This window comes from Parabacteroides goldsteinii DSM 19448 = WAL 12034, from assembly GCF_000969835.1.
Lineage (GTDB): Bacteria > Bacteroidota > Bacteroidia > Bacteroidales > Tannerellaceae > Parabacteroides > Parabacteroides goldsteinii.
Genome location: NZ_KQ033912.1, coordinates 2,284,505 through 2,308,124 on the forward strand (window position 1 = coordinate 2,284,505; position 23,620 = coordinate 2,308,124).

General features: G+C 42.6%; 17 protein-coding genes. 13 read left to right on the forward strand and 4 right to left on the reverse strand.

Annotation, left to right across the window (positions count from 1 at the left end; genetic code table 11):
- The first annotated feature begins 21 nt into the window (after nucleotides 1-21).
- The 6 genes from HMPREF1535_RS08445 to HMPREF1535_RS08470 all read left to right on the forward strand — a co-directional run bounded on the left by HMPREF1535_RS08445 (nucleotide 22) and on the right by HMPREF1535_RS08470 (nucleotide 6,085).
- Entirely contained in the window at nucleotides 22-471 is a 450-nt protein-coding gene (locus tag HMPREF1535_RS08445) for a DUF4252 domain-containing protein (protein WP_009860466.1), read from the forward strand.
- Nucleotides 461-973: an RNA polymerase sigma factor gene (locus HMPREF1535_RS08450; RefSeq protein WP_044215113.1), complete on the forward strand. Its 513-nt coding sequence runs from the start codon at nucleotides 461-463 to the stop codon at nucleotides 971-973. The genes HMPREF1535_RS08445 and HMPREF1535_RS08450 overlap by 11 nt, the downstream gene beginning before the upstream one ends.
- Nucleotides 963-1,364: a FecR family protein gene (locus HMPREF1535_RS08455; RefSeq protein WP_046145856.1), complete on the forward strand. Its 402-nt coding sequence runs from the start codon at nucleotides 963-965 to the stop codon at nucleotides 1,362-1,364. Before HMPREF1535_RS08450 ends, HMPREF1535_RS08455 begins: the two co-directional genes overlap by 11 nt.
- 4 nt (nucleotides 1,365-1,368) lie before the next feature.
- Nucleotides 1,369-1,830, forward strand: a complete 462-nt coding sequence (locus tag HMPREF1535_RS08460; protein ID WP_009860463.1) for a DUF4252 domain-containing protein — start codon at nucleotides 1,369-1,371, stop codon at nucleotides 1,828-1,830.
- 106 nt (nucleotides 1,831-1,936) lie between these two features.
- Nucleotides 1,937-4,729, forward strand: a complete 2,793-nt coding sequence (locus tag HMPREF1535_RS08465; protein WP_046145857.1) for an alpha-L-rhamnosidase — start codon at nucleotides 1,937-1,939, stop codon at nucleotides 4,727-4,729.
- A gap of 105 nt (nucleotides 4,730-4,834) precedes the next feature.
- Nucleotides 4,835-6,085, forward strand: a complete 1,251-nt coding sequence (locus HMPREF1535_RS08470; RefSeq protein ID WP_009860462.1) for an acyloxyacyl hydrolase — start codon at nucleotides 4,835-4,837, stop codon at nucleotides 6,083-6,085.
- A 2-nt stretch (nucleotides 6,086-6,087) separates the two neighbouring features.
- Here the strand turns inward: HMPREF1535_RS08470 and mutS are convergent, their stop codons facing one another.
- The gene (gene mutS, locus HMPREF1535_RS08475; RefSeq protein WP_392391961.1) at nucleotides 6,088-8,703 is read right to left on the reverse strand and encodes a DNA mismatch repair protein MutS; all 2,616 of its coding nucleotides are present in this window, start codon (nucleotides 8,701-8,703) and stop codon (nucleotides 6,088-6,090) included.
- 231 nt (nucleotides 8,704-8,934) lie between these two features.
- On the opposite strand from mutS, the gene HMPREF1535_RS08480 reads away from it, so the two are divergent.
- Nucleotides 8,935-10,341, forward strand: a complete 1,407-nt coding sequence (locus HMPREF1535_RS08480) for an arylsulfatase (protein WP_449590794.1) — start codon at nucleotides 8,935-8,937, stop codon at nucleotides 10,339-10,341.
- A gap of 59 nt (nucleotides 10,342-10,400) precedes the next feature.
- On the opposite strand, the gene HMPREF1535_RS08485 is transcribed toward HMPREF1535_RS08480, so the two are convergent.
- The gene (locus HMPREF1535_RS08485; protein ID WP_046145859.1) at nucleotides 10,401-12,221 is read right to left on the reverse strand and encodes a thiol protease/hemagglutinin PrtT; all 1,821 of its coding nucleotides are present in this window, start codon (nucleotides 12,219-12,221) and stop codon (nucleotides 10,401-10,403) included.
- 376 nt (nucleotides 12,222-12,597) lie between these two features.
- Between HMPREF1535_RS08485 and leuS the strand changes: the two genes are divergently transcribed.
- From leuS to porZ, 4 genes are all read left to right on the forward strand, one after another.
- Complete coding sequence (leuS, locus tag HMPREF1535_RS08490) at nucleotides 12,598-15,435, forward strand: leucine--tRNA ligase (protein ID WP_046145860.1); 2,838 nt, start codon at nucleotides 12,598-12,600, stop codon at nucleotides 15,433-15,435.
- The gene (locus HMPREF1535_RS08495) at nucleotides 15,435-16,316 is read left to right on the forward strand and encodes a YitT family protein (protein ID WP_009860457.1); all 882 of its coding nucleotides are present in this window, start codon (nucleotides 15,435-15,437) and stop codon (nucleotides 16,314-16,316) included. The genes leuS and HMPREF1535_RS08495 overlap by 1 nt, the downstream gene beginning before the upstream one ends.
- An 81-nt stretch (nucleotides 16,317-16,397) precedes the next feature.
- Nucleotides 16,398-16,979, forward strand: coding sequence for a non-canonical purine NTP diphosphatase (locus HMPREF1535_RS08500; protein ID WP_046145861.1), 582 nt, complete (start codon nucleotides 16,398-16,400; stop codon nucleotides 16,977-16,979).
- Between the two features lie 3 nt (nucleotides 16,980-16,982).
- A complete protein-coding gene (porZ, locus tag HMPREF1535_RS08505; RefSeq protein WP_046145862.1) occupies nucleotides 16,983-19,325 on the forward strand; it encodes a type IX secretion system anionic LPS delivery protein PorZ in 2,343 nt (780 codons plus the stop codon).
- 45 nt (nucleotides 19,326-19,370) lie between these two features.
- Here porZ and nadA read toward each other — a convergent pair whose 3' ends face one another.
- Nucleotides 19,371-20,357, reverse strand: a complete 987-nt coding sequence (gene nadA / locus HMPREF1535_RS08510) for a quinolinate synthase NadA (protein WP_046145863.1) — start codon at nucleotides 20,355-20,357, stop codon at nucleotides 19,371-19,373.
- Nucleotides 20,358-21,456: 1,099 nt separating this feature from the next.
- On the opposite strand from nadA, the gene HMPREF1535_RS08515 reads away from it, so the two are divergent.
- Nucleotides 21,457-21,987 carry an RNA methyltransferase gene (locus HMPREF1535_RS08515; RefSeq protein WP_046145864.1) on the forward strand — a complete coding sequence of 177 codons (531 nt, stop codon included), beginning with the start codon at nucleotides 21,457-21,459 and terminating at the stop codon, nucleotides 21,985-21,987.
- Here HMPREF1535_RS08515 and HMPREF1535_RS08520 read toward each other — a convergent pair.
- On the reverse strand, nucleotides 21,979-22,584 hold the full coding sequence (locus tag HMPREF1535_RS08520) for a DUF4294 domain-containing protein (protein ID WP_046145865.1): 606 nt from the start codon (nucleotides 22,582-22,584) through the stop codon (nucleotides 21,979-21,981). The two genes, HMPREF1535_RS08515 and HMPREF1535_RS08520, sit on opposite strands and share 9 nt — an antisense overlap.
- A gap of 222 nt (nucleotides 22,585-22,806) precedes the next feature.
- Between HMPREF1535_RS08520 and HMPREF1535_RS08525 the strand changes: the two genes are divergently transcribed.
- Entirely contained in the window at nucleotides 22,807-23,613 is an 807-nt protein-coding gene (locus HMPREF1535_RS08525; protein WP_046145866.1) for a hypothetical protein, read from the forward strand.
- Nucleotides 23,614-23,620: the final 7 nt, after the last annotated feature.

Below are 23,620 nucleotides of genomic sequence, written 5' to 3' on the forward strand. Positions count from 1 at the left end.
ATCATTTAATACAATAGAAAGATGAAACGATACTTTGTTATCCTGGCGCTGATCTTGATCTGCCAGGCAGGAAACAGCCAGACAATGAACCAATTGTTCAACGAGTTCTCCAAAATAGAACAGATCAACCATGTCAAAATAGGCAATATCACTATGAAACTTGCCAGTCTGTTCACTGAAACAATGGGCGTAAACGGCATCGAAGTCCTCGAGTTCGGCAGTTGTAACAGCGATGTAAAACAACGTTTCGAAAAAGCGATCAAGGAACTGAAAGACCCCGACTTCGAGACAATGGTCACCTCCAACGAAAAAGGCAGTCGCACAAAGGTCATGGTACGTATCGAAAAAGACATGATCCGCGAAATGGTAGTCCTCACCACCGGCAACAGCAATGCCTTGGTACGCATCAAAGGTAAGATCAAACCATCCGATATAGAAAAAGTGGTGAAAGATCATGGGAATGGATGCTGAGAACTTCAAACGAAAGTTCCTCTCCTTCCACCCCAAGCTTTTCCGGATCGCCTACGCACTTGTTGAGAATAAAGCCGATGCAGAAGATATCCTTCAGGATGCTTACTTCAAATTATGGAACAAACGGGACGAACTGCCCGACATAGAGAATCCCGAAGCCTTCTGTGTGACCCTGGTCAAGAACCTCTCTCTCGATTTCCTCCGTTCCCCACGTGCCAACCGACGGGAAGAAGAAATAGAAAGTGTATTTACGCTGGCAACCGATTCTTCACCGGAAAAGGAACTGGAAACGAAAGACAAGGAACAACAAATCCGGCAGCTGATCAACCGTTTACCCGAAAACCAGCGGCAGGTACTCCGTCTCCGGGGAATCGACGATTGCTCGATGGATGAAATAGAACAGATAACCGGCCTGAATGCCGTAAATGTACGTGTGCTACTTTCCCGGGCACGAAAAGTAATCAGGGAACAATTTGAAAAATTATACGAATATGAACGATAAACAGATAGATGAATTAATCAACAAGGCCCTCCGGGAGGATCAAACGCTACCGGAAGGACTTTCCGAACGGTTGGAGCAGCAGATAGATGCCTGGGCCGCCGCCGAAAAGAAGGAGACGATCCGTTCATCTTTCCGCCGCCGTTCTCTCTACTGGCTCAGCGGAGCCGCTGCCGTAGCACTGTTATGCATAGGCATCTTCCAGTTTACTACCCCCAATGAGGAACACCAACTGGCAGATACGTATACCAATCCGCAAGAAGCCGCCATGGCCGCCCAGAAAGCACTCGCTTTCATGTCTGTAAACCTGAATAAGGGAATCGAACAAGTGAACGAAGCCCAACAGGAAATGAATAAAGTAAACAAAATACTGAATAAACATTTAAAAGATTAACAAGATGAAAACTAAAAATATATTGCTCATTCTCTTTCTGTGCTGCACAAGCATTTGCTTTGCCCAGAACAAACTTTTCGACAAATATTCCGAAATGGATAACGTCACCTCCGTCTATATCTCAAAAGCCATGTTCCAGATGATGCCCAAGATCGAAACAAACGGCCTCAACCTGATGAACCTGAAAGGGAAAATAGAAAGTCTGCAAGTCCTCACTACCGAGAACAACAGCATAAAGGAAAAAATGCGTGATGATTTCAAAAAGCTGATCAGTAAAGACCACCAGGAACTGATGCGGGTGAAAGACGGCAAGACACGCGCCACCTTCTATGTCAAACAGAAAGGAGACCTGATAAGCGAAATGATCATGCTGGCCGATACGGACAATAGCTTCAACGTAATCCAGTTATTGGGTAACTTCACCCTCCAGGACATTCAGGAGATCACAAAAGAAATGAATAAGTAAAAAACGGAAGATGTCATTTTCCTAAGTCATAAAATCATTTTTAATACCTTATTTTACTCATAAATAAGCATCTTTGTACAGCTATTACACTTTAATTCTGTACAAAATGAAAAATAGAAGGTCTTTCCATATCTCCATACTGCTTTCTTTATTCTCATTGGCTATGTTTGCCAAAGGTTCCTTTTCAGTTTATAATCTGAAATGCGAACAGGAAACGAATCCTCTGGGAATAGAAAAACTCCAGCCCCGCTTCAGTTGGCAGATCAATGCAGAAGAAAGAAACTTTGAACAGGCAGCCTGGCAAATACTGGTTGCCGACACCCCCGAAGCACTCGACAACGAAAACGGTACTATCTGGAATAGCCGGAAGGTAAACAGTCCGGCTTCCATCCTGGTTCCTTTTAACGGGAAGGGGTTGGAAGCCGGGCAAACTTATTTCTGGAAAGTCAGGATATGGGATAAACAAGGGAATGCTTCTCCCTGGAGCCCTGCCAATCAGTTCAATATCGGCCTGCTTTCGGAAAAGGACTGGAGCAACGCTAAATGGATCGCTTTAGAAAAAGACAGAAAAGAAGAGATTATTACGACAGGTATCCATGCTCCGCTGGTAGAAAATGCCATTGGAGATAAGAAAACGGGGACATACCGCCTGCCGCAATTCAGAAAAGAGTTTGCTGTCAACAAACAGCTTAAACGTGCCATAGCCTATGTTTCCGGGCTCGGTCATTTCGATATGTTCCTGAACGGTACTAAAATAGGAGACAATTTCCTTGATCCGGGATGGACCAAATACGATAAATGCGCTCTTTATGTATCTTTCGACATTACCGAACATTTACAACAGGGAAATAATGCCGTCGGAGTCATGTTGGGAAACGGCTTTTTCAATATTCCGAGAGAGCGTTATTACAAGATACTGACCTCTTACGGTGCTCCTAAACTCATCATGAAGATACAATTGGAATATACTGACGGCAGTACACAGCATATCGTCTCCGACACCGACTGGAAAGTAACAGAAAGCCCCATCACCTTCAGCAGCATTTACGGAGGAGAAGAATATGATGCCAGCAAAGAACAGGAAGGCTGGAAACAGCCCGGCTTCAATGATACCGACTGGAATAAGGCTATCAATTCAAACTGGAAAACTGCATTAATCTCCCAACGCATTCCTCCGTTAAAAGTACGCGACCGAATCCCGACAATCCGTCTCCTTCAAACAGAAAAAGGAGACTGGGTATACGACCTCGGACAGAACTTTTCCGGTATCCTCCAACTAAAGGTGCGGGCAACCGACCGGCATCCGGTCAAACTGTATCCGGCAGAGTTATTAAATCCGGACAACAGCATCAATCAAAGCGCATCGGGAGCACCGTTCTATTTTACTTATATCCCTGAAGGTGGTAACCGGACAGCGTCATGGCAACCCCAGTTCACCTATTACGGTTTCCGTTACGTACAAGTGGAAGGTGCCGTCCCGAGCGGACAACCGAATCCCGAAGGACTGCCTGAAATCATCGACATCACCGGACTCCATACATGCAACTCTGCGGATGAAGCCGGTAAATTCAGTTGCTCCAACGAAATGTTCAATAAGATATATAACCTGATCGACTGGTCTGTCCGCAGCAATATGGCAAGTGTACTGACCGACTGCCCTCACCGGGAGAAACTGGGTTGGCTGGAAGTTGCACATCTGATGCAATACTCCATCCAGTACAGGTATAATATGGCTCGCTTTTACGAAAAAGTAATGAACGATATGCGTTCGACACAAGCCGAAAACGGACAGATAGCCACTACTACCCCCGAACTGGTTGAGTTTGAAGGTGGTTTCAAAGATACCCCCGAATGGGGCAGCGCCTTTATCATTTCTCCCTGGTACGTTTATCAGTGGTACGGGGACAAACAGCTTATCGAAAAGAATTATCCCGACATGCAACGTTACCTGGATTACCTGCTGTCGAAATCCGATAATTATATCATCTCCTATGGTCTGGGCGACTGGTATGATATCGGCCCGAACCACCCCGGTGAATCCCAGCTAACCAGCAACGGAGTAACCGCAACAGCCATATTCTATTACAATACGGTTATCATGCAGCAAATCGCATCTTTGCTGAATAAGTCCGCCGATGCCGACAAATACGCAGAGCAGGCTTCCCGAATCAAGGAAGCATTCAACACTACATTCTGGAACAAATCCACCCGCAAATACGACCGCGATAGCCAGGCAGCTAATGCCATCGCCTTATATACCGGCTTAGTCGAACCCCACAACAAAGAACAGGTATTCAACAACCTGATTGCCGATATCCGTAACCGCAATAATGCCCTGACAGCCGGTGATGTCGGTTACCGCTATGTGCTCCGTGCACTGGAAGAAAATAACGCATCCGATGTAATCTACGATATGAACTGCAAATATGATGTTCCCGGTTACGGCTGGCAACTGGCACACGGAGCGACCTCTCTGACAGAGTCGTGGCAGGCTTACGGCTTTGTCTCGAACAATCACTGTATGCTGGGACATCTGATGGAATGGCTTTTCAGCGGACTGGGAGGCATACGCCAGGAAAAAGGATCTGTCGCCTTTAAGAACATCGTCATCAAACCGGAGCCGGCAGGTGATATCCGGGATGCGGATACCTCTTATGAATCTCCTTATGGCCTGATTCATTCGTCCTGGAAAGATGATAAGGAAACATTCAGTCTCCGGGTAGAAATACCGGCAAACAGTAGTGCCTCGATTTACCTGCCGGCCAATGCTCCCGGACAAATATCGGAAAGCGGAATACCGTTACAAGAAATAAAAGGAATGAAGTTCAGCGCCCCTGTAAACGGGCGGATTAAGGTGGAAACAGGCTCGGGTATTTACAACTTTATCGTAGAAAAGTAAAAATGAAGCGATTATAGACCATAGTAAATGCTCTAAAATGTTATATTTGCGAAATATAAGGGATTTACCTTGATTATCTAAAATAACAAACGAGCAGAATAACGTATGAAAAGTGGAACAGAGAGGTTGAATGTACTGATTATCCTGATTGCAATGTGTTTTCCATCCGCCATTGCATTAGCTGATGAAGGAGCACATAAAAACGCATCGGGGGATATGACGGATTCCGTATCCTATTCACGTCGTTTAATCCATCGGTTAGGTTTCGACGTGCGGCCGACTTATATTTTCCCTACCAATTCTTTCCTGAAAGGAGAGAATACGGAAATGGAACCCATCCGGCGGTCTGTCTCCGCACATTTAAAATACTCGTTCCAATACTATCCGAACAGTTACACAGACCGGATTTACAGAGGCTCCTACCAAGGTATCGGATTATCGGGATACTCGTTCCAGAATAAGGAAGAACTGGGAAATCCGATAGCTGTCTACGTTTTCCAGGGAGCCCGCATCAAACGATTCAATCCACGTTTGTCACTCAATTACGAATGGAACTTCGGCGCATCTTTCGGCTGGAAACCTTTCGATGAAGTTGAAAACCGGTATAATAAGGTGATCGGTTCGAAAATCAATGCTTATATCAATACGAATTTCTATCTGGACTATATCCTTTCAAAAGAAATAGACCTGACAGCCGGAGTCGATTTAACACATTTCTCGAATGGTAACACAAGATTCCCGAATGCCGGACTGAACACGATCGGATTAAAAATCGGATTAGTATATAACATCAACAGGAAGGATGAATGTCTTTCCCGTCCCTTATTCCAACCTCCTGTCCCCCGCTTTCCCCGTCATATCAGTTATGATGTGGTCTTATTCGGTTCCTGGCGGCGGAAAGGAGTTTATGTAGGAGAAGGACAAATTGCTGCCCCCGGTGCTTTTGCAGTAGCGGGATTCAATATAAACCCGATGTACAACTTCGGATATAACTTCCGCGCCGGAGTATCATTGGATGGCGTTTATGATGAGAGCGCCAATATTTATGCCGACGAATATTCTTCGTCCGACCGCTTCTACAGGCCGCCTCTCAGCTACCAAATGGCGTTGGGACTTTCTGCCCGGGCAGAATATGTCATGCCTTATTTCACAGTCGGAATAGGATTGGGAGGAAATGTCATACATCGTGGCGGTGACCTGAAAGGTTTATACCAGGTACTGGCCCTCAAAGTAGAAGTTACCCGCAGTTCATTTATCCACGTAGGATATAACCTGCAAAATTTCCATACTCCCAATTACTTAATGCTGGGTATCGGATACCGGTTCCATAATAAATATCCGACATTCCACAGGTAAACCTACTTTCCTGTAATGATCTTCCGTATCTCGCTTAGCTTGTTCAACGCATCGATAGGTGTCAGGTTGTTTACGTCGAGATTCTTGATCTCATCGCGAACCTGGCTTAATACGGGGTCGTCCAATTGGAAGAAACTCAACTGGAAGCCTTCGGCAGCAGCGGCAATCTCCTTGACTGGTTTCGCCTTTACCTTACCTTTAGCTTTCTCCTTGCAATCGATTCCCTCCTGGCGGTTATCCGTTTCCAGTTGTTTCAGGATTTCGTTGGAACGTTTCACGATACTTTTCGGCATACCGGCCATCTTGGCTACATGGATACCGAAACTATGTTCGCTACCTCCGGGAACCAGTTTACGCAGGAATATTACCTTATTTGAAACCTCTTTCACCGAAACATTGTAGTTTTTGATGCGTTTGAAAGAACGTTCCATCTCATTCAATTCATGATAATGAGTGGCAAAAAGCGTCTTTGCACGGGCATTCGGATGCTCATGGATATATTCAACGATCGCCCAGGCAATCGAGATACCATCGTAAGTACTTGTTCCGCGGCCCAACTCATCGAAAAGAACCAGGCTGCGCGAAGACATGTTGTTCAGGATATTCGATGCTTCGTTCATCTCTACCATAAAAGTAGACTCACCGACAGAGATATTATCGGAAGCTCCTACACGGGTAAATATCTTGTCTACCATACCGATACGGGCAGACTCAGCCGGCACAAAACAACCTATCTGCGCCATCAGGGTAATTAATGCCGTCTGACGCAACAACGCTGATTTACCCGCCATATTCGGACCGGTAATAATAATAATCTGCTGCTTCTCACTATCCAGATACACATCATTGGCAATATAAGCCTCCCCCAACGGCAACTGTTTTTCGATTACCGGATGACGGCCCGACTTGATGTCGATTACATCCGAATCATCCACATTCGGACGGATATAGCGGTTACTTTCCGCCACTTTAGCAAACGACAACAGACAATCCAGACGACCTATCAGATTGGCATTCACCTGAATAGGTGGTATAAATTCTGCCAGACAGGTAACCAATTCGGTAAACAGGCGGTTTTCGAGGGCGAGAATCTTTTCTTCCGCTCCTAATATCTTTTCTTCGTATTCTTTCAGTTCTTCCGTGATATAACGCTCAGCGTTTACCAACGTCTGTTTGCGTATCCATTCGGCGGGAACTTTGTCTTTATGCGCATTACGCACTTCGATATAATAACCGAATACATTATTGAAAGCAATCTTCAAACTCGGAATACCCGTTTTCTCACTTTCCCGCTGCTGCACCTGCAACAAATAATCCTTACCGGAATAGGCAATGGCACGCAATTCGTCCAGTTCTGCATTGATACCTTTAGCTATCACACCTCCTTTATTCAGCAAAGCGGGCGGGTCATTATTGATTTCTTTCTCGATACGGTCACGTATTTCGGTACAGGCATTCAACTGCTCACCGACACGGGAAAGGCTCGGTTCGTCGCTGGCCATACAGGCTTCCTTTATAGGTTCGATTGCCCGGAGAGCAACTTTCAGTTGCACCACTTCCCGGGGAGAAACACGGCCTACCGCTACCTTTGAAATAATACGTTCCAGATCACCGATCTGTTCGATTTGTTCATCCAGTATCTCCTTCACCTCCGGATGACGGAAGAAATAATCTACGACATTCTGCCGTTCCTGAATAGGTTTCACATCTTTCAACGGGAAAAGTACCCAACGCCGCAACATACGTGAACCCATCGGAGAAACCGTCTTGTCGATTACGTCCAGCAGGCTGGTTCCTTCGTCATTCATCGTACCGACCAGTTCCAGACTGCGCACGGTGAACTTATCCAGGCGCACATAACGGTCTTCTTCAATACGTGACAATGCTGTAATATGCGAAATATGTGTATGTTGTGTCTGATCCAGATAATAAAGGATTGCTCCCGATGCGACGACGCCCAGTTTCAGATGTTCTACTCCGAAACCTTTGAGATTCTTTGTTTCGAAATGTTTCAACAGACGGTCGTTGGCGGCATCGGCCGAGAATACCCAGTCTTCCATTTCAAAGGTAAAGAAACGGGGACCGAAGGCTTCTTCGAAACGTTTCTTATTATTACGCTCGATCAATACTTCCTTCGGAGAGAAATTATTGAGCAGTTTGTCGATATAGTCGATTGTTCCCTCAGCAGTTAGAAATTCACCGGTGGAAATATCCAGCAGGGAAATTCCACAAACATCCTTACCGAAATGAATGGCGGCAAGGAAATTATTCTCTTTATGATTCAGGATATTGTCGTTGATAGAGACACCCGGCGTAACCAACTCCGTCACTCCGCGTTTCACCAGCTTCTTAGTCATCTTCGGGTCTTCCAGCTGGTCGCAGATAGCAACACGTTTACCGGCACGGACCAGCTTGGGAAGATAAGTATCGAGGGCATGATGCGGAAATCCGGCCATTTCAATAAACTGGCCCGGCCCGTTGGCTTTTTTTGTTTGTACGATTCCCAGTATCTCGGCACCAATCACGGCGTCTTCGCCATACATTTCGTAAAAGTCTCCTACACGGAACAGAAGTACAGCATCCGGATGTTTCGCCTTTATATCGAAATACTGCTTCATCAATGGGGTTTCAACGATCTTTGCCACGGGATATATCTTTTATCATTTTATTTACAACCGCACAAAGGTACAAATTTTTGTGAGAGAAAAATAACCTCTTCTTGCATCAGCTTCTTTATTAATTAGAAAACTTTCCTACACTTTTTAAATAAAAAATATAACTTTGCCAGCATGTCTGACAAGAAACATCTTAGAATCATGAAAAAAACTTTATTACTCGCTTCCGGCTTTATGCTGGCTGTTCCTTTTGTACAAGCACAAAAGAACAAAGACAAAAAACCAAACATCGTATTTATTTTAGCAGATGACCTGGGATACGGTGACCTAAGCTGCTACGGACAGGAAAAGTTTGAAACTCCGAACATCGACCAACTGGCGCAAAACGGTATGCGTTTCACCCAGTGCTATTCGGGAACGACTGTCAGTGCCCCCTCCCGCTCCTGCCTGTTGACCGGTACCCACAGCGGACATACTCCTGTTCGGGGAAACAAAGAACTCGACCCGGAAGGACAATTCCCGTTGCCGGAAGGTACCCGCACCATCTTCCATGTAATGCAGGATGCAGGATATAAGACTTCTGCCTTCGGTAAATGGGGATTGGGTTATATCGGTACTTCGGGCGATCCTAAAAACCAGGGTTGTGAAACATTCTACGGATATAACTGCCAGTTGCTGGCACATAGTTACTATCCCGACCACCTGTGGGATAACGACCAACGAGTGGAACTAAAAGATAATGTATTGGAAGTTCAATACGGAAAAGGTACTTATTCGCAGGATCTTATCCATTCAAAAGCACTCGATTATTTGGATAACCTCAAGGAAGACGAACCTTTCTTTATGTGGTATCCGACTATCCTGCCGCATGCCGAACTGATCGTACCGGAAGACAGTATCATTAAGAAATTCCGTGGCATGTATCCCGAAAAGGCTTACAAAGGAACAGAACCGGGCAGTCCGGCTTTCCGCAAAGGCGGTTATTGCACACAGCTTCATCCGCACGCTACATTTGCTGCTATGATATATCGTCTGGACGTATATGTGGGACAGATTGTTCAGAAGCTGAAAGATAAAGGTTTATACGATAATACAATCATTATTTTCGCCAGCGACAACGGTCCGCACATGGAAGGTGGTGCTGATCCTGATTTCTTCAACAGCAACGGTATGTACCGTGGCTACAAACGTGACTTATATGAAGGCGGTATCCGCGTGCCGATGATTATCTCATGGCCGGGACATATCCAACCGGGAACAGAAACAAACTTTATGTGTTCTTTCTGGGATGTATTGCCTACATTCGAAGAAATCATCAGCCCGAAAGCTAAACAGAAAGAGATGGATGGCGTAAGCATGTTACCGTTGCTTCAAAACCGTAAAGGACAGAAAGAACATGAATTCCTGTATTTCGAATTCCAGGAAATGAACGGTCGTCAGGCTGTCCGTCAAGGTCCGTGGAAACTGGTTCACATGAATATCCGTGGCGATAAGCCTTATTATGAGCTTTATAACTTAGCAGCCGATCCTTCGGAAAGACATAACATCCTGGATAAATATCCTGAAAAAGTAGCCGAACTGAAAGAAATCATGGTTCGTGAACACATCGAAGACCCGAACTGGCCGTTGCTGAAGAAGTAAAACCATTGAAAATAGGGGATGTCCGACTTTTGGACATCCCTTCTACTTCTATTATATATTTACTTTTTTACCAACTTATGGCTGCTTCTTCCTTCCACAGTCTGTACTTCCATCACATAAATACCTGCCGGATATCCGCTATAAGAAAGCGTAACGGTTGAGTTATTGCTTCCCGGCTGCTTTTTTAACAGGCGGCCGTTCATATCATACAAAGCAACTTCCAGAATAGCTACAGGAGAAGTTACATAAGCTGTACCATCCACATAGGAGACAGAAACATTCATATCCGAAGATATTTCTTCCGTCGAAGTCGGGTCGGCAGCCACCAGAATCTCGCCGGTCGTATTACCACCGCCTCTTACCCATTTCCATTCGCTGCCGTCACTGCTCTTATAAAGCAAACGGATACGGTCACCCGGAACGATTGCTTTGGTAATCGTACAAGGTATCTCCTGCCCCACTCCGCGTTCTATCTCGATAGTGACAGGTTCTTCGCTGGAAATAAATTCTTTGGTATTTCCATCCTTATCCACAAGAGCTGCAACAAGGTTACCGGTGAAATCACGGATACTCATATTTCCTACATAACCGTATTGAAGACCGAAAAGCTGGTTCTGTTCGAAATCGTCAGTCGTAACAGACAGACCATTGAATACAGTACCCTCATTTTCACCATAGAAAAACACCAGTACGTCCTGATAGGTCGAACCTTCCACCGGCTTCATCATGCTGATAATGGCATTCTGGTCGAGGGAGAAACCACCACCGCTATTGCCACCTGTTCCCTGTTCTTCGGGTTCGAGAACCGATAGCAGGTAATAACCGTTCGCCAGTCCGCTCCAACCCCAGTTCACATGATAATAATCGGATGTATTGTATCCGTCGATAATAAACTGATGACCTTCGTTCTGACCATTTTCACCACCATAAATGACAGGACGATTATCATCCAATTCACCTTTGATGATAGACTCCCATTCAGCCGTCTGATAGTTTTCACGTTGCAATACATGAAGGGACTTATCGTATTTCATATAATTGACAAGGCCCTGGGCTGCTGTAATTGTCAGCGCACCACTGTTTCCGGGCGCGTAATTCATTTCCGACATAACACCGACATCATACATCAGAGTGGCTACATTCTGCGCCTGCTGGGTAGTGTATTGTCCGGCAGTATAAGTAGAAGGCATATTATCCCATTGGTAAGGCGTATTGAAAGTAGCGGAAAGAGATAAGCCATATGTCTGTGAAGTATAGGAATGACTGCCCTGTCCTACATCCGGCCATTTATGGTATTGCATGGCAATAGCAGTAGAAGTCGCCACGCAACCGGTCGGAGTACGCTGGCTGTTTACCACCGGGCAAAGATTATTATAAGGTGTCATCTGGTCCCACAACACAGTCGTCAGTAATACACCATCCGAACTCAGTTGCATAGTGCCCTGCCGCAACTGATTCCAGGCGGCAGTTATCTCTTTACCGGCTACCGTTTTATTTCCGCGCATCCAGTTAATCTGACGCTGATAACTGTCAAACCATGAACGCAGGTTAACCGGCATGGAATCTTTCCGGAACGGTTCCTGCATACCATATCCCAGAATAGGATAAACAACGTCATCACCGGCAACGACCACAAAACCGTTATCATCGCCCTGATTAAACACATAAAAAGTAGCATCCTGCGAACCGGCATCCGATTTGGTAGCGACTCCGCCATCCGACCAGACTAACGTCAGTTTCGTAAGCGAGGATTTGGTCTGCGGACGATTGCTTTTCAGAAAACTGAGCGCAACGCTCCGGGCCTGTTCCACATCGACAGGGGCAGCGCTTATCGACATTGTCAACAAGGCAACCAGGAAAACAATAGTACATCTTCTCATTACTTGTAATTTTTATAGTTTAAATTTAGCTTGCTTGTCAGAGGTCGGGTTAAAGGCATTAATGGCGTTTCAAATTTATTGTCATTCAATAACAAAGAGGATGGAAAGAAGGTTCAATTTCCTCCATAGGGAACTGTAATTTCCCAGACAGGAAACACGTGTTTCCTATGGAAGAAACTAGAGTTTCCTGCTAAGGAAATTGTGACGGGGTAGAATGAGGCAAATAAGTATCCGCCGAAGCAGGCTCATTTTGTACGAGTCTTCGTTCAAAAAGAACGATAAACCCGGACCGAAGATTCGTTATGTGAAGTAAAACTAAATAAAATAACTAACTTTGTGGCTTTAAACTGAAAACGATAAAAAACGATTAGATATTATGGAGTACAATTTCAGAGAAATCGAGAAAAAATGGCAAGAATATTGGATTGCCAACGGGGTTTATAAAGTGAAAGAAAATAAGGATAAACCCAAATACTACGTGTTGGATATGTTCCCTTACCCATCCGGTGCAGGACTACATGTAGGTCATCCGCTCGGTTACATCGCTTCTGACATTTATTCCCGTTTCAAACGGTTACAGGGTTTCAACGTATTACACCCGATGGGATACGATGCTTACGGCTTGCCGGCAGAACAATATGCCATCCAGACCGGACAGCATCCCGAAGTAACTACCAAACAAAATATCGCCCGTTATCGTGAGCAGATGGATAAAATAGGTTTCAGCTACGACTGGAGTCGTGAAATCCGTACCTGCGACCCGGAATATTATCACTGGACACAATGGGCATTCATCAAAATGTTCAACAGCTACTATTGCAACGATGAAAAGAAAGCACTTCCTATCGAAAGCCTGATTGAAGCCTTTGAAACCGTAGGTACTGAAGGTCTGAACGTTGCCTGTGGCGAAGAATTAAGTTTCACCGCCGCTGAATGGAAAGCTAAAAGTGACAAAGAAAAACAAGAAATATTACTGAATTACCGTATCGCTTATCTGGGTGATACAATGGTTAACTGGTGTTCCGAACTGGGAACCGTACTGGCAAATGATGAAGTTGTAAACGGCGTTTCCGAACGTGGAGGCTTCCCGGTAGAACAAAAAATGATGCGTCAGTGGTGTCTGCGTGTATCTGCTTACGCCCAGCGTTTACTGGACGGACTGGATACCATCGACTGGACGGATTCATTGAAAGAAACACAACGTAACTGGATAGGCCGAAGCGAAGGTGCCGAAGTCAATTTCAAGGTAAAAGACAGCGACCTGGAATTTACTATCTTCACTACCCGTGCCGATACGATGTTCGGTGTTACTTTCATGGTACTGGCTCCCGAAAGCGAACTGGTTGAGAAATTAACAACTCCGGAACAAAAACAAGAAGTAGACGCTTATCTGGACCGTACCAAAAAACGTACAGAACGTGAACGTATTGCCGACCGCCAGGTAACAGGTGTGTTCAGCGGTTCATACGCAATCAATCCGTTTACCGGAGATGCAGTGCCTGTATGGATTAGCGATTATGTGCTGGCCGGTTACGGTACAGGAGCCATCATGGCTGTTCCGGCTCACGATAGCCGTGACTATGCTTTCGCAAAACATTTCAACTTGCCTATCATCCCGTTGATTGAAGGTTGCGACGTTAGCGAAGAAAGTTTCGATGCCAAGGAAGGTATCGTCTGCAACTCACCGAGACCGGACGTTACTCCTTATTGCGAATTGTCACTGAATGGATTAACCGTTAAAGAAGCTATTGCCGCCACCAAGAAATTTGTAGCAGAACATAAGTTAGGACGTGTAAAAATAAATTACCGTCTGCGTGATGCTATCTTCAGCCGTCAGCGTTATTGGGGCGAACCGTTCCCCGTATATTATGATGCGGACGGAATGCCTCAGATGTTACCGTTTGAAGCATTGCCTTTACAATTACCGGAAGTAGACAAATTCCTACCGACTGCCACAGGCGAACCTCCATTGGGACATGCAACCAAATGGGCCTGGGATTCGGTTAATAAAGAAGTAGTTGAAACCTCCAAGATAGATAATAAAACAATCTTCCCGCTGGAACTTTGTACGATGCCCGGTTTTGCCGGTTCTTCCGCTTATTACCTGCGTTATATGGACCCTCATAACGACAAAGGTCTGGTAGATAAACAGGTAAATGATTACTGGAAAAACGTAGACCTGTATATCGGTGGTACGGAACATGCTACCGGTCACCTGATTTATAGTCGTTTCTGGAACAAGTTCCTGTATGATATGGAAGTTATCTGCGAGAATGAACCGTTCCAGAAGTTGATTAACCAGGGTATGATTCAGGGACGTTCAAACTTCGTATACCGTATCAAAGATACCAATACATTTGTCTCTCTGAACCTGAAAGACCAGTACGAAGTTACTCCTATCCATGTAGATGTAAACATTGTATACAATGATATTCTGGATATCGAAGCCTTTAAAAACTGGCGTCCGGAATATAAGAATGCTGAATTTATCCTGGAAGACGGCAAATATATCTGCGGATGGGCTGTTGAAAAGATGTCAAAATCTATGTTCAACGTAGTAAACCCGGATATGATTGTTGAAAAATACGGTGCAGATACATTACGTCTGTATGAAATGTTCTTAGGCCCGTTGGAACAATCCAAACCTTGGGATACAAACGGTATCGACGGTGTTCATCGTTTCCTGAAAAAGCTATGGGCTTTATTCTACGGAAATACCGACAACCTTCAGATAATCGATGCCGAACCGACAGCTGAGGAATTAAAGTCATTACATAAACTGATTAAGAAAGTAACATTCGATATCGAGCATTTCTCTTATAATACTTCTATCAGTGCTTTCATGATTTGTGTCAATGAATTAAGTAGCGTGAAATGTAACAAGCGTGCTATCCTGGAGCAACTGGTTATCCTGCTTGCCCCGTTTGCACCTCATACGGCAGAAGAGTTATGGCACGAATGCGGTCATACGACTACGGTTTGCGATGCTCAATGGCCCCAGCACAACGAAGAGTATCTGAAAGAAAAGTCAGTTACCTACGCTATCTCATTCAACGGAAAAGCCCGTTTCAGTATGGAACTTCCGGCTGACATGCCCCGTGAAGAGGTTGAAAAGGCAGCTCTCAGCCATGAAAGTTCCGCTAAGTGGACGGAAGGCAAAACACCTAAAAAGGTTATTGTCGTTCCGGGTAAGATTGTTAATATCGTTATCTGATGAAAGCTGCTCAGTTTTATAAAATTTATTTTTCAATACAGGATTATCTGATGATTCTGTTCGGGACCTTATTATATGGTTTCGGATTCAATGCATTTATCCTGTCGAATGAAATTGTTACCGGTGGCGTTAGTGGTATCTGTGCGCTGATATTCTTCGCCACAGGCGGCGCCATACCGGTATCGGTTTCATACTTTGTTATCAATGTAGTCTTACTACTGGCCGCACTTAAAATATTAGGTTTTAAGTTCCTGATAAAAACCATATTCGGAGTATTCTCCCTTTCCGCTTCCCTTTCATTTTTTGAATGGCTGCTGAAAGGAAACCCGATTCTGCACGACCAGCCGTTTATGGCTATCATGATTGGTGCCCTCCTTTGCGGAGCCGGACTCGGACTGGTCTTTTCTGCAAACGGAAGTACGGGAGGTACCGATATTATCGGAGCTATCGTGAATAAATACAAGAACATATCCATCGGACGTGCCTTGTTATTCTGCGATTTCTTCATTATCAGTTCTTCTTTCTTCCTCTTCCATAATGTGGATAAGATCGTGTTTGGTTTCGTAGAAATGATAATCAGCAACTATGTCCTCGACATGGTATTGAATGGTAACCGTCAATCGGTGCAATTCCTCATATTCTCACAGAAATACGATGAAATAGCCGAACGAATCATTCACGACCTGGACCGTGGATGTACCATCCTGGACGGTGTCGGAGGTTATTCCCGCAAACCGGTCAAAGTTGTCGTATTATTAGCTAAGAAATCAGAATCAGTATCCATTTTCCGTCTGGTAAAACAGATAGACCATCAGGCATTCATCTCGCAAAGTATTGTCCGGGGAGTTTACGGAGAAGGATTTGACCAGATAAAAACATAAAAGATTCATTCAAACAATTAAAAGCACTTCCATACGTTATATATCGTACAGAAGTGCTTTTTTATTTAGACATTTATAGATATGAAACTCGTATTCGCAACAAATAACCAACATAAGTTGGATGAAGTACAAAAAATAACAGCCAGTCATACAGAAATAGTAAGTCTAGCTGCCATCGATTGTCATGATGACATACCGGAAACAGCCGATACCCTGGAAGGTAATGCGCTCCAGAAAGCTCGTTACATTAAAGATAAATTCGGTTACGACTGCTTTGCCGACGATACCGGCCTCGAAGTAGAAGCGCTGAACAATGCTCCCGGTGTATATTCTGCCCGCTATGCCGGTCCCGGACATGATTCGGAAGCCAATATGAAAAAACTTCTCCGGGAAATGGAAGGGATGGAAAACCGCAAAGCCCGTTTCCGTACCGTTATAGCACTTATTCTGGATGGAAAGGAATATCTGTTCGAAGGCATAGTAAACGGTCAGATAACAAAGGATAAACGCGGAACAAGCGGATTTGGATACGACCCTATCTTTATGCCGGACAATCATACGGAGACATTTGCCGAAATGGGTAATGATATAAAGAATACAATCAGCCACCGGGCTGAAGCTGTAAAAAAATTAAGTGCTTTTTTATCTACATTATCAGAATAAATTATGAAGAAGATACTATATACACTTATATTCTTCTGCTTACTCGTTACGAATGCAGTAGCTCAAAAGGCAATAGGCCAATGGAATACTTATTTATCTTATTACTCAACAACTTTGGTTGCTGAAGGTAATAATCATGTATTCGGTGTAGCCAACGGTTCGTTATACAGTTATAATAAAGAAGATAACAGTATATCCTATTACTCAAAACAAACAGGGTTAAGTGACAATGATATAAATAATGTAGCATTCAACCCGACTACAAATACACTACTAATTACATATAGCATCAGTGGAAATATTGACCTATTGAGTGATAAAGGTATCTACAACCTACCTTATTTAATGAATAATTCCAATATTCAGGATAAGACGATTAACAGTATATTCATATATAATGAATACGCTTATTTATCCACCAATTTTGGAATTATGCTAATCAATATAGATAAAAAAGACATTACAGATACCTATAAGCTGAATAAAAAAGTATATTCTGTCTGTATTAAAGATGAGTATATCTATGCTGCTACAGAGAGCGGAGTAATCAGAGCTAAATTAGATAGTAATTTATTAGATCATAATAACTGGTCTGCTTATTCTCTCAATACTTCTATATTTAATAGTAATAACATCAGAAAAATAGTTTTATTCCAAAATAATTTATGTTTCTTTGTTCAGAATAGTGGAGTTTATTACCAATCTAACGGACAGATAAACATAATCTCTCAAAACAATCAATTAAAAAATTTACTTGTCCGGAATGAAAATCTAATTACTTATACTGGTTCCACTCTTTATATCTATTCAAATTTTACGACTAAAGATGCTATTAATGTAGAAAATATCAATGATGTTACATCCGGTAAAGATGCTAATACATTTTGGATAGCTACCGGAATAAATGGTATAAAAGGAATTAAAAAGAGCAACGAACAATATACTACTATCCTGGAAAATACAAATAATGAATTATATTCTCCCAAACGGAATTATAATTATTTTATGACCATAGAAAACAATCAATTATATATTGTAGGTGGAGGCCGTAATTCTGATCGATTAAATATTCCCGGAACATTAATGATTTACAATGGAAACGAATGGTTTAATCTCGACGAAAACGAAGTTAATAAAGAAGTCAACAAACAATTTCCAGAGAATAACTTCATATTTACAACAAAAGATTACACAGGGATAGCAGTCGACCCCAAAGATCCTACCCATTATTTTGTTTCCGCTTATGGAGAAGGTGTATTAGAGTTTAGAGAAAATAAATTCGTAAAACTATACAATCATACTAATAGTACTATATCTCCCGCATTAAATAAAACAACTGAACAACAATTCACTTACAACCGAATAGGAAGTTTAACCTTCGATAAAGAAGGTAATCTATGGATGACCAACTGTGAGATAGACGATGGAAGCATCAAAGTATTAAAAGCAGATGGTACTTGGATTTCTCTGATTCATGACAAATTGAATCATGCTTATCAGGCAGATAAAATATTAATTGCTTCAAATAATCGAAAATGGATTAACTCTCCATCTCCAATTGGTATTTTCGTTTTAGATGATAAAGGAACGATAGATGACGTCAGTGATGATGAATTTGATTCATTTACAATATTCAAGAATAATAACGAAAGTATAGAAGCTGCCGGTTTCTATTGTGTTACAGAAGATAAGAACGGACAAATCTGGATTGGGACAAACAGAGGTCCTGTCTATTGTCTTAATTCCAAAGCTGAAATAAGTAAACTACAATTCTCCCGTGTCATTCGTCCGTTAGAAGACGGAAATGGAGAAGGTTATGCATTTCTGGATGGTGAACAAGTCAATGCCATCGCCGTTGACGGAGGAAACCGTAAATGGATAGGAACACAAAGTTCCGGTGTATTTTTAGTCAGTGAAGACGGGATGGAAACCATTTCCAACTTTACAACAGCCAATTCTCCACTCCCATCCAACCAGGTCAATACTCTAGCTATCAACCAGCAGACAGGAGAAGTCTTCATCGGTACCGAAAAAGGATTGGTATCTTATATGGGAGATGCCACGGAAGGCAGTGAAGATTATTCGGATATATATGCTTATCCGAATCCCGTTCGGCCGGAACAGAATGACCGTGTAACCATCGTCGGACTGATGAATGATTCAAATGTAAAAATAACCGACCTGAAAGGCAATATCATTTATCAGGGTAAATCGGCCGGCGGAACATTTACATGGGATTGCAGAAGAAAAGGTGGTGGCCGTGTTGCTACCGGAATTTACCTGGTATTATCAGCAACACCGGAAGCTAAAGAAAGTGTCGTTACTAAAATAATGGTAGTAAAATAAAAAATCAGCCCTGTTATCATGATGAATAACAGGGCTGATTTTTTATTATAAACCTAACTTCTCAGATATCTCCAACATCTTCCGAATCGGTTTAATAGCTTTTTTCTGCACCTCTCCGTCTACGAATATTTCCGGCATCTCATACTTCAGGCAGTTATAGAGCTTCTCCATCGTATTCAAACGCATGAAATTACATTCGTTACAAGCACAGGTACTATCGTTTGGCGGAGCCGGGATAAACTCCTTTTCCGGACTCTTTTTCCGCATTTCGTGAATGACGCCGCTTTCCGTCGCTACAATGAACTGTTTCTTGTCCGACTTGATAGTGTGCTTCAAAAGTGCCGCAGTCGAACCTACGAAGTCGGAAACCTGTATAACGGGCTGTTTGCATTCCGGGTGGGTGATTACTTCTGCATCCGGATACTGTTTCTTCAAATCCAGTATCTTTTCCAGTGAAAATTGTTCATGTACATGGCAGGCACCATCCCACAGCAACATATTACGTCCGGTAATACTGTTGATATAATTACCCAGGTTACGGTCCGGGCCGAAAATCATCTTCGTTCCTTCCGGGAAACTTTCAACAATCTGACGGGCATTCGTGGAAGTTACCACCACATCTGTCACCGCTTTCACAGCAGCAGTTGTATTCACATAAGAAATAACCACATGATCCGGATGCTGTTTTACAAATTCAGCAAACTCCGGAGCCGGACAACTGTCTGCCAGCGAACAGCCTGCATTCAGATCGGGAACCAGTACCTTCTTATCCGGACAAAGAATCTTCGCCGTTTCACCCATGAAATGAACACCGCAAAGAACAATGATATCCGCCGTTGTTTTAGCCGCCCACTGAGCCAGTGCCAGGCTGTCTCCTACATAATCTGCTATATCCTGTATATCTCCTGTCTGATAATAATGAGCGAGGATAACCGCATTTTTCTCTTTACGCAACTTATCGATGGCCTCCTTCAGATTTATATCTTTAGGAACCAGTGCGTCCATATATCCGATTGATTGATTCGTCAACATAGTATATCTATTATATTATTCCTGATTTCAATAGCCTATCAACAAGGTTATCACCAGTCTTTATTATTGATATTCTTACTATTAGTATAGTTATTAACTTCTTGTTGATAATCTGCAAAGGTAAAAACTTTATTCATTCCCGCCGAAAAACAAAAGCAAAACTTAGCTATCCGATGACAAAAAAGGTATAAATTATTTACCTTATTCTATAGGGGCGAGCAGAGAGTTTGTCACACCTCATTATCAAACGATTACCCTTAAAAACGATTACAACCAGGGGTAAAAACATACTACTTTTGCCCTTGAGTTTGTCACCGTTAACATTTGAATACATTCAATGGAAGTAGCTTATTATCATCCCGATGACATTGAAATGCCATCCCGATGTTGATGCCGCCTCACCGGGACGACAATATTCAAAGCTAATAGCTTTTATCATTAAAGCCTATTGCTTTTACGCTTAAAGTCTATTACCTTTGACCTTAGTCATAGCTATCCGGATAATAATACGAAGGTTTTAATTCAATGTTATTGACCGGATCCGGGGGGTATTCACAGTTAGTCCCTTCGGGACATTCGCTGTCACTATTCTTAATCCGATGACAGGAGTTAATGACATGAGGTTTCATCAACCATTAGTTATCCACAATCATATATTATATTCTTATTAATCTTTAATTTTAAATTTAAATATGATGAATATGATATCCTGTTGAAACAGTTAATACATTTATGTTACAATATTTGTTTGGAGAGTTATTAAAGTATATGAACCGGTTATCAAGAGGATACTAACATGAATAATGATATTTTAATTGCTGTATATCTTTATATTAGCTACTTTATTAGTTTTATGTTGATAACTGGTTGTGTGTAAAAGTTTATATCTCCGGATGGTTGTTGAAACGTGTATAACCCTTGTTAATAGCTCGTAATAAATAATGGGTTATAATTGTTGCATAATTAAAACAAGGGGGTGTATAACGGAGATTCTGAATAATGCAAGAACTTTTTTTCATTTTGTGTTCACTACTTATCAATACCTTTTCAACGGCATATCCACATTAATTCGCTACTTTTGCAACCAAAGAAAATAGCTATGCGTAAACTGAAGATAACAGAAATGAACCGCCTCACGCCGGAGGCTTTCAAGGAAAGTAAAAAGATACCTTTAATTGTTGTACTTGACCATATTAGGAGCCTGAACAATGTCGGTTCCGTTTTTCGTACTTCCGATGCGTTCCGGGTAGAGGCTATTTATTTATGTGGCATTACAGCCTGTCCTCCTCATGCAGAGATTCACAAGACGGCTTTAGGGGCGGAAGAAACGGTCGACTGGAAATATTTTAAAGATACACACGAGGCTGTTGATAACCTGAAACAACAAGGGTATGCCGTATGTGCCATTGAACAGGCAGAGGGAAGCGTGATGTTAGATAAGTTGTTGTTAGACAGGAATAAAAAATACGCTATTGTCATGGGGAATGAAGTAAAAGGTGTTCAACAATCCGTTGTTGATAACTGTGATATGTGTATTGAAATACCTCAGTACGGGACAAAACATTCATTGAATGTGTCGGTAACGACCGGGATTGTTATCTGGGATTTCTTTAAACAGTTGTCAGAGTAATCCTCTTTCCACCATAATAACGACACGTTCCGTCATGGCGTCTTTTCCTTTCGGGTCGTATTCGGATTTCAGGCTGGCTCCGAACATACCGGCAAACAGGTTCCAGAAGCCGGCCCTGAAACTACCCAGATAGGCTTTCAACAGGTTATAACTGGATTGGTTACATTCCCTGTCTATCAGTTTGATAAGTAATTTGCCTTGCGAGAAGGTCAGTTTTTTCAACTCTGGTTTATATTCTTTGAACAAGTCTTTTTCCATCCGCTTCAGATGAGCCTGGCGGGCTTTGTCATCGGGAAGGGTTTCCATGTATTCATATGTTTCTATTAATGTTTCGTAGACCATCTTGGCATAAGGTAACGTACGTTTGACATCGCGGACCAGTTTGTTATACTTTTGTTCTTCCCGTTTGTTTTTAAAACGAACTTGCGGAAAGACAAAGACTTCCTGCAAGTTAACAACGGCAATGGTATCTTTCCCGTCGACATACGCTCTTTGTACACCTTCGGGAAGTGTATTTATTTTCAGCTTCTGCGCCTGGCTTCCGACTGCACAGAATAGAAATAAAATCAGGATTTTATACCATCTCTTCTTTATCATCGTTTACAAAAGTAGGTGATTTACCAATAGCCTGTACCGGTTTTACAGAATTTGACTAATTATATGGAAATGATAATTTAGTTGTTAATAAGTTGTCAAGTCAATAAGAATCATTATATTTGCTCCGATTCTGATAATGACAAAACGATATGACTATGAACATTGAATAGTATTTTGCATTAAAAGAGCGTTTATTTATTAACAACCAAAAATATCTTATCTATGAAACAATTGTTTTTATGCCTCCTGTTGGGGATTTCTCCCTGTTTGCATGCTGTTAATAACCTTCGTTTGCCCGGTGTTCGTTGTATGGGAATGGGCGAATGTGGTGTTGTGCAATCTGCACTTTTTAATCCTGCGGTAGTTGCTTTGGACAGTTATAAGTCTTTTGATATCAATTACTTTAATTATTACGGACTGAAAGAACTGGGAACGGTGGGTTTGTCGTTCAGTTATCCGAACAACTTACTTTCTGCGGGTGTTAATATCTCTTCTTTCGGTTATGACCGATACCGGGAAAGTATGTTCCGTGTTTTCCTGGGAAAATCACTTACTGAAAAATGGACAGCCGGTATCAGTATTCAATATACATTTTTTCAGACCGAGCTGGTTGAAGAAAAGCCGCAATACTTGTCCGCCGATGTCGGTATCTTGTTTATTCCCGTTGAAAAGCTGTTGATTGGTGTGTTGATACAGGATTTTCCATCCGTCAGTATTCAGAAAAAAGAGATTGATATAGAGTCTTTTATATCCTATTCATTACAAATAGGTTTTCAATGGGAAGTAATTAACAACCTGTTGATAGCTGGAAATGCGGAGACGAATAAACAGACTGTATTAACAGGTTGTATCGGCATGGAATATCAGTTGCTTACTCATTTTTATGTACGCACCGGTATTAAGACAACCCCTCTCCTGCCCACCCTGGGAATAGGATACCGGTTATCGGGTTTTATTGTAGATGTGGCCGCTCTTTATCACCCGGTGTTGGGAATAAGTTCCGGTATTGGTTTGAAGTATTGTTTTTAACGGAATG

Bases quoted from the DNA above. Each gene is read 5' to 3' on its own strand.
- HMPREF1535_RS08445 (WP_009860466.1), top strand. From the start codon at position 22: ATGAAACGATACTTTGTTATCCTGGCGCTGATCTTGATCTGCCAGGCA.
- HMPREF1535_RS08450 (WP_044215113.1), top strand. From the start codon at position 461: ATGGATGCTGAGAACTTCAAACGAAAGTTCCTCTCCTTCCACCCCAAG.
- HMPREF1535_RS08455 (WP_046145856.1), top strand. From the start codon at position 963: ATGAACGATAAACAGATAGATGAATTAATCAACAAGGCCCTCCGGGAG.
- HMPREF1535_RS08460 (WP_009860463.1), top strand. From the start codon at position 1,369: ATGAAAACTAAAAATATATTGCTCATTCTCTTTCTGTGCTGCACAAGC.
- HMPREF1535_RS08465 (WP_046145857.1), top strand. From the start codon at position 1,937: ATGAAAAATAGAAGGTCTTTCCATATCTCCATACTGCTTTCTTTATTC.
- HMPREF1535_RS08470 (WP_009860462.1), top strand. From the start codon at position 4,835: ATGAAAAGTGGAACAGAGAGGTTGAATGTACTGATTATCCTGATTGCA.
- mutS (WP_392391961.1), bottom strand. From the start codon at position 8,703: ATGAAGCAGTATTTCGATATAAAGGCGAAACATCCGGATGCTGTACTT.
- HMPREF1535_RS08480 (WP_449590794.1), top strand. From the start codon at position 8,935: ATGCTGGCTGTTCCTTTTGTACAAGCACAAAAGAACAAAGACAAAAAA.
- HMPREF1535_RS08485 (WP_046145859.1), bottom strand. From the start codon at position 12,221: ATGAGAAGATGTACTATTGTTTTCCTGGTTGCCTTGTTGACAATGTCG.
- leuS (WP_046145860.1), top strand. From the start codon at position 12,598: ATGGAGTACAATTTCAGAGAAATCGAGAAAAAATGGCAAGAATATTGG.
- HMPREF1535_RS08495 (WP_009860457.1), top strand. From the start codon at position 15,435: ATGAAAGCTGCTCAGTTTTATAAAATTTATTTTTCAATACAGGATTAT.
- HMPREF1535_RS08500 (WP_046145861.1), top strand. From the start codon at position 16,398: ATGAAACTCGTATTCGCAACAAATAACCAACATAAGTTGGATGAAGTA.
- porZ (WP_046145862.1), top strand. From the start codon at position 16,983: ATGAAGAAGATACTATATACACTTATATTCTTCTGCTTACTCGTTACG.
- nadA (WP_046145863.1), bottom strand. From the start codon at position 20,357: ATGTTGACGAATCAATCAATCGGATATATGGACGCACTGGTTCCTAAA.
- HMPREF1535_RS08515 (WP_046145864.1), top strand. From the start codon at position 21,457: ATGCGTAAACTGAAGATAACAGAAATGAACCGCCTCACGCCGGAGGCT.
- HMPREF1535_RS08520 (WP_046145865.1), bottom strand. From the start codon at position 22,584: ATGATAAAGAAGAGATGGTATAAAATCCTGATTTTATTTCTATTCTGT.
- HMPREF1535_RS08525 (WP_046145866.1), top strand. From the start codon at position 22,807: ATGAAACAATTGTTTTTATGCCTCCTGTTGGGGATTTCTCCCTGTTTG.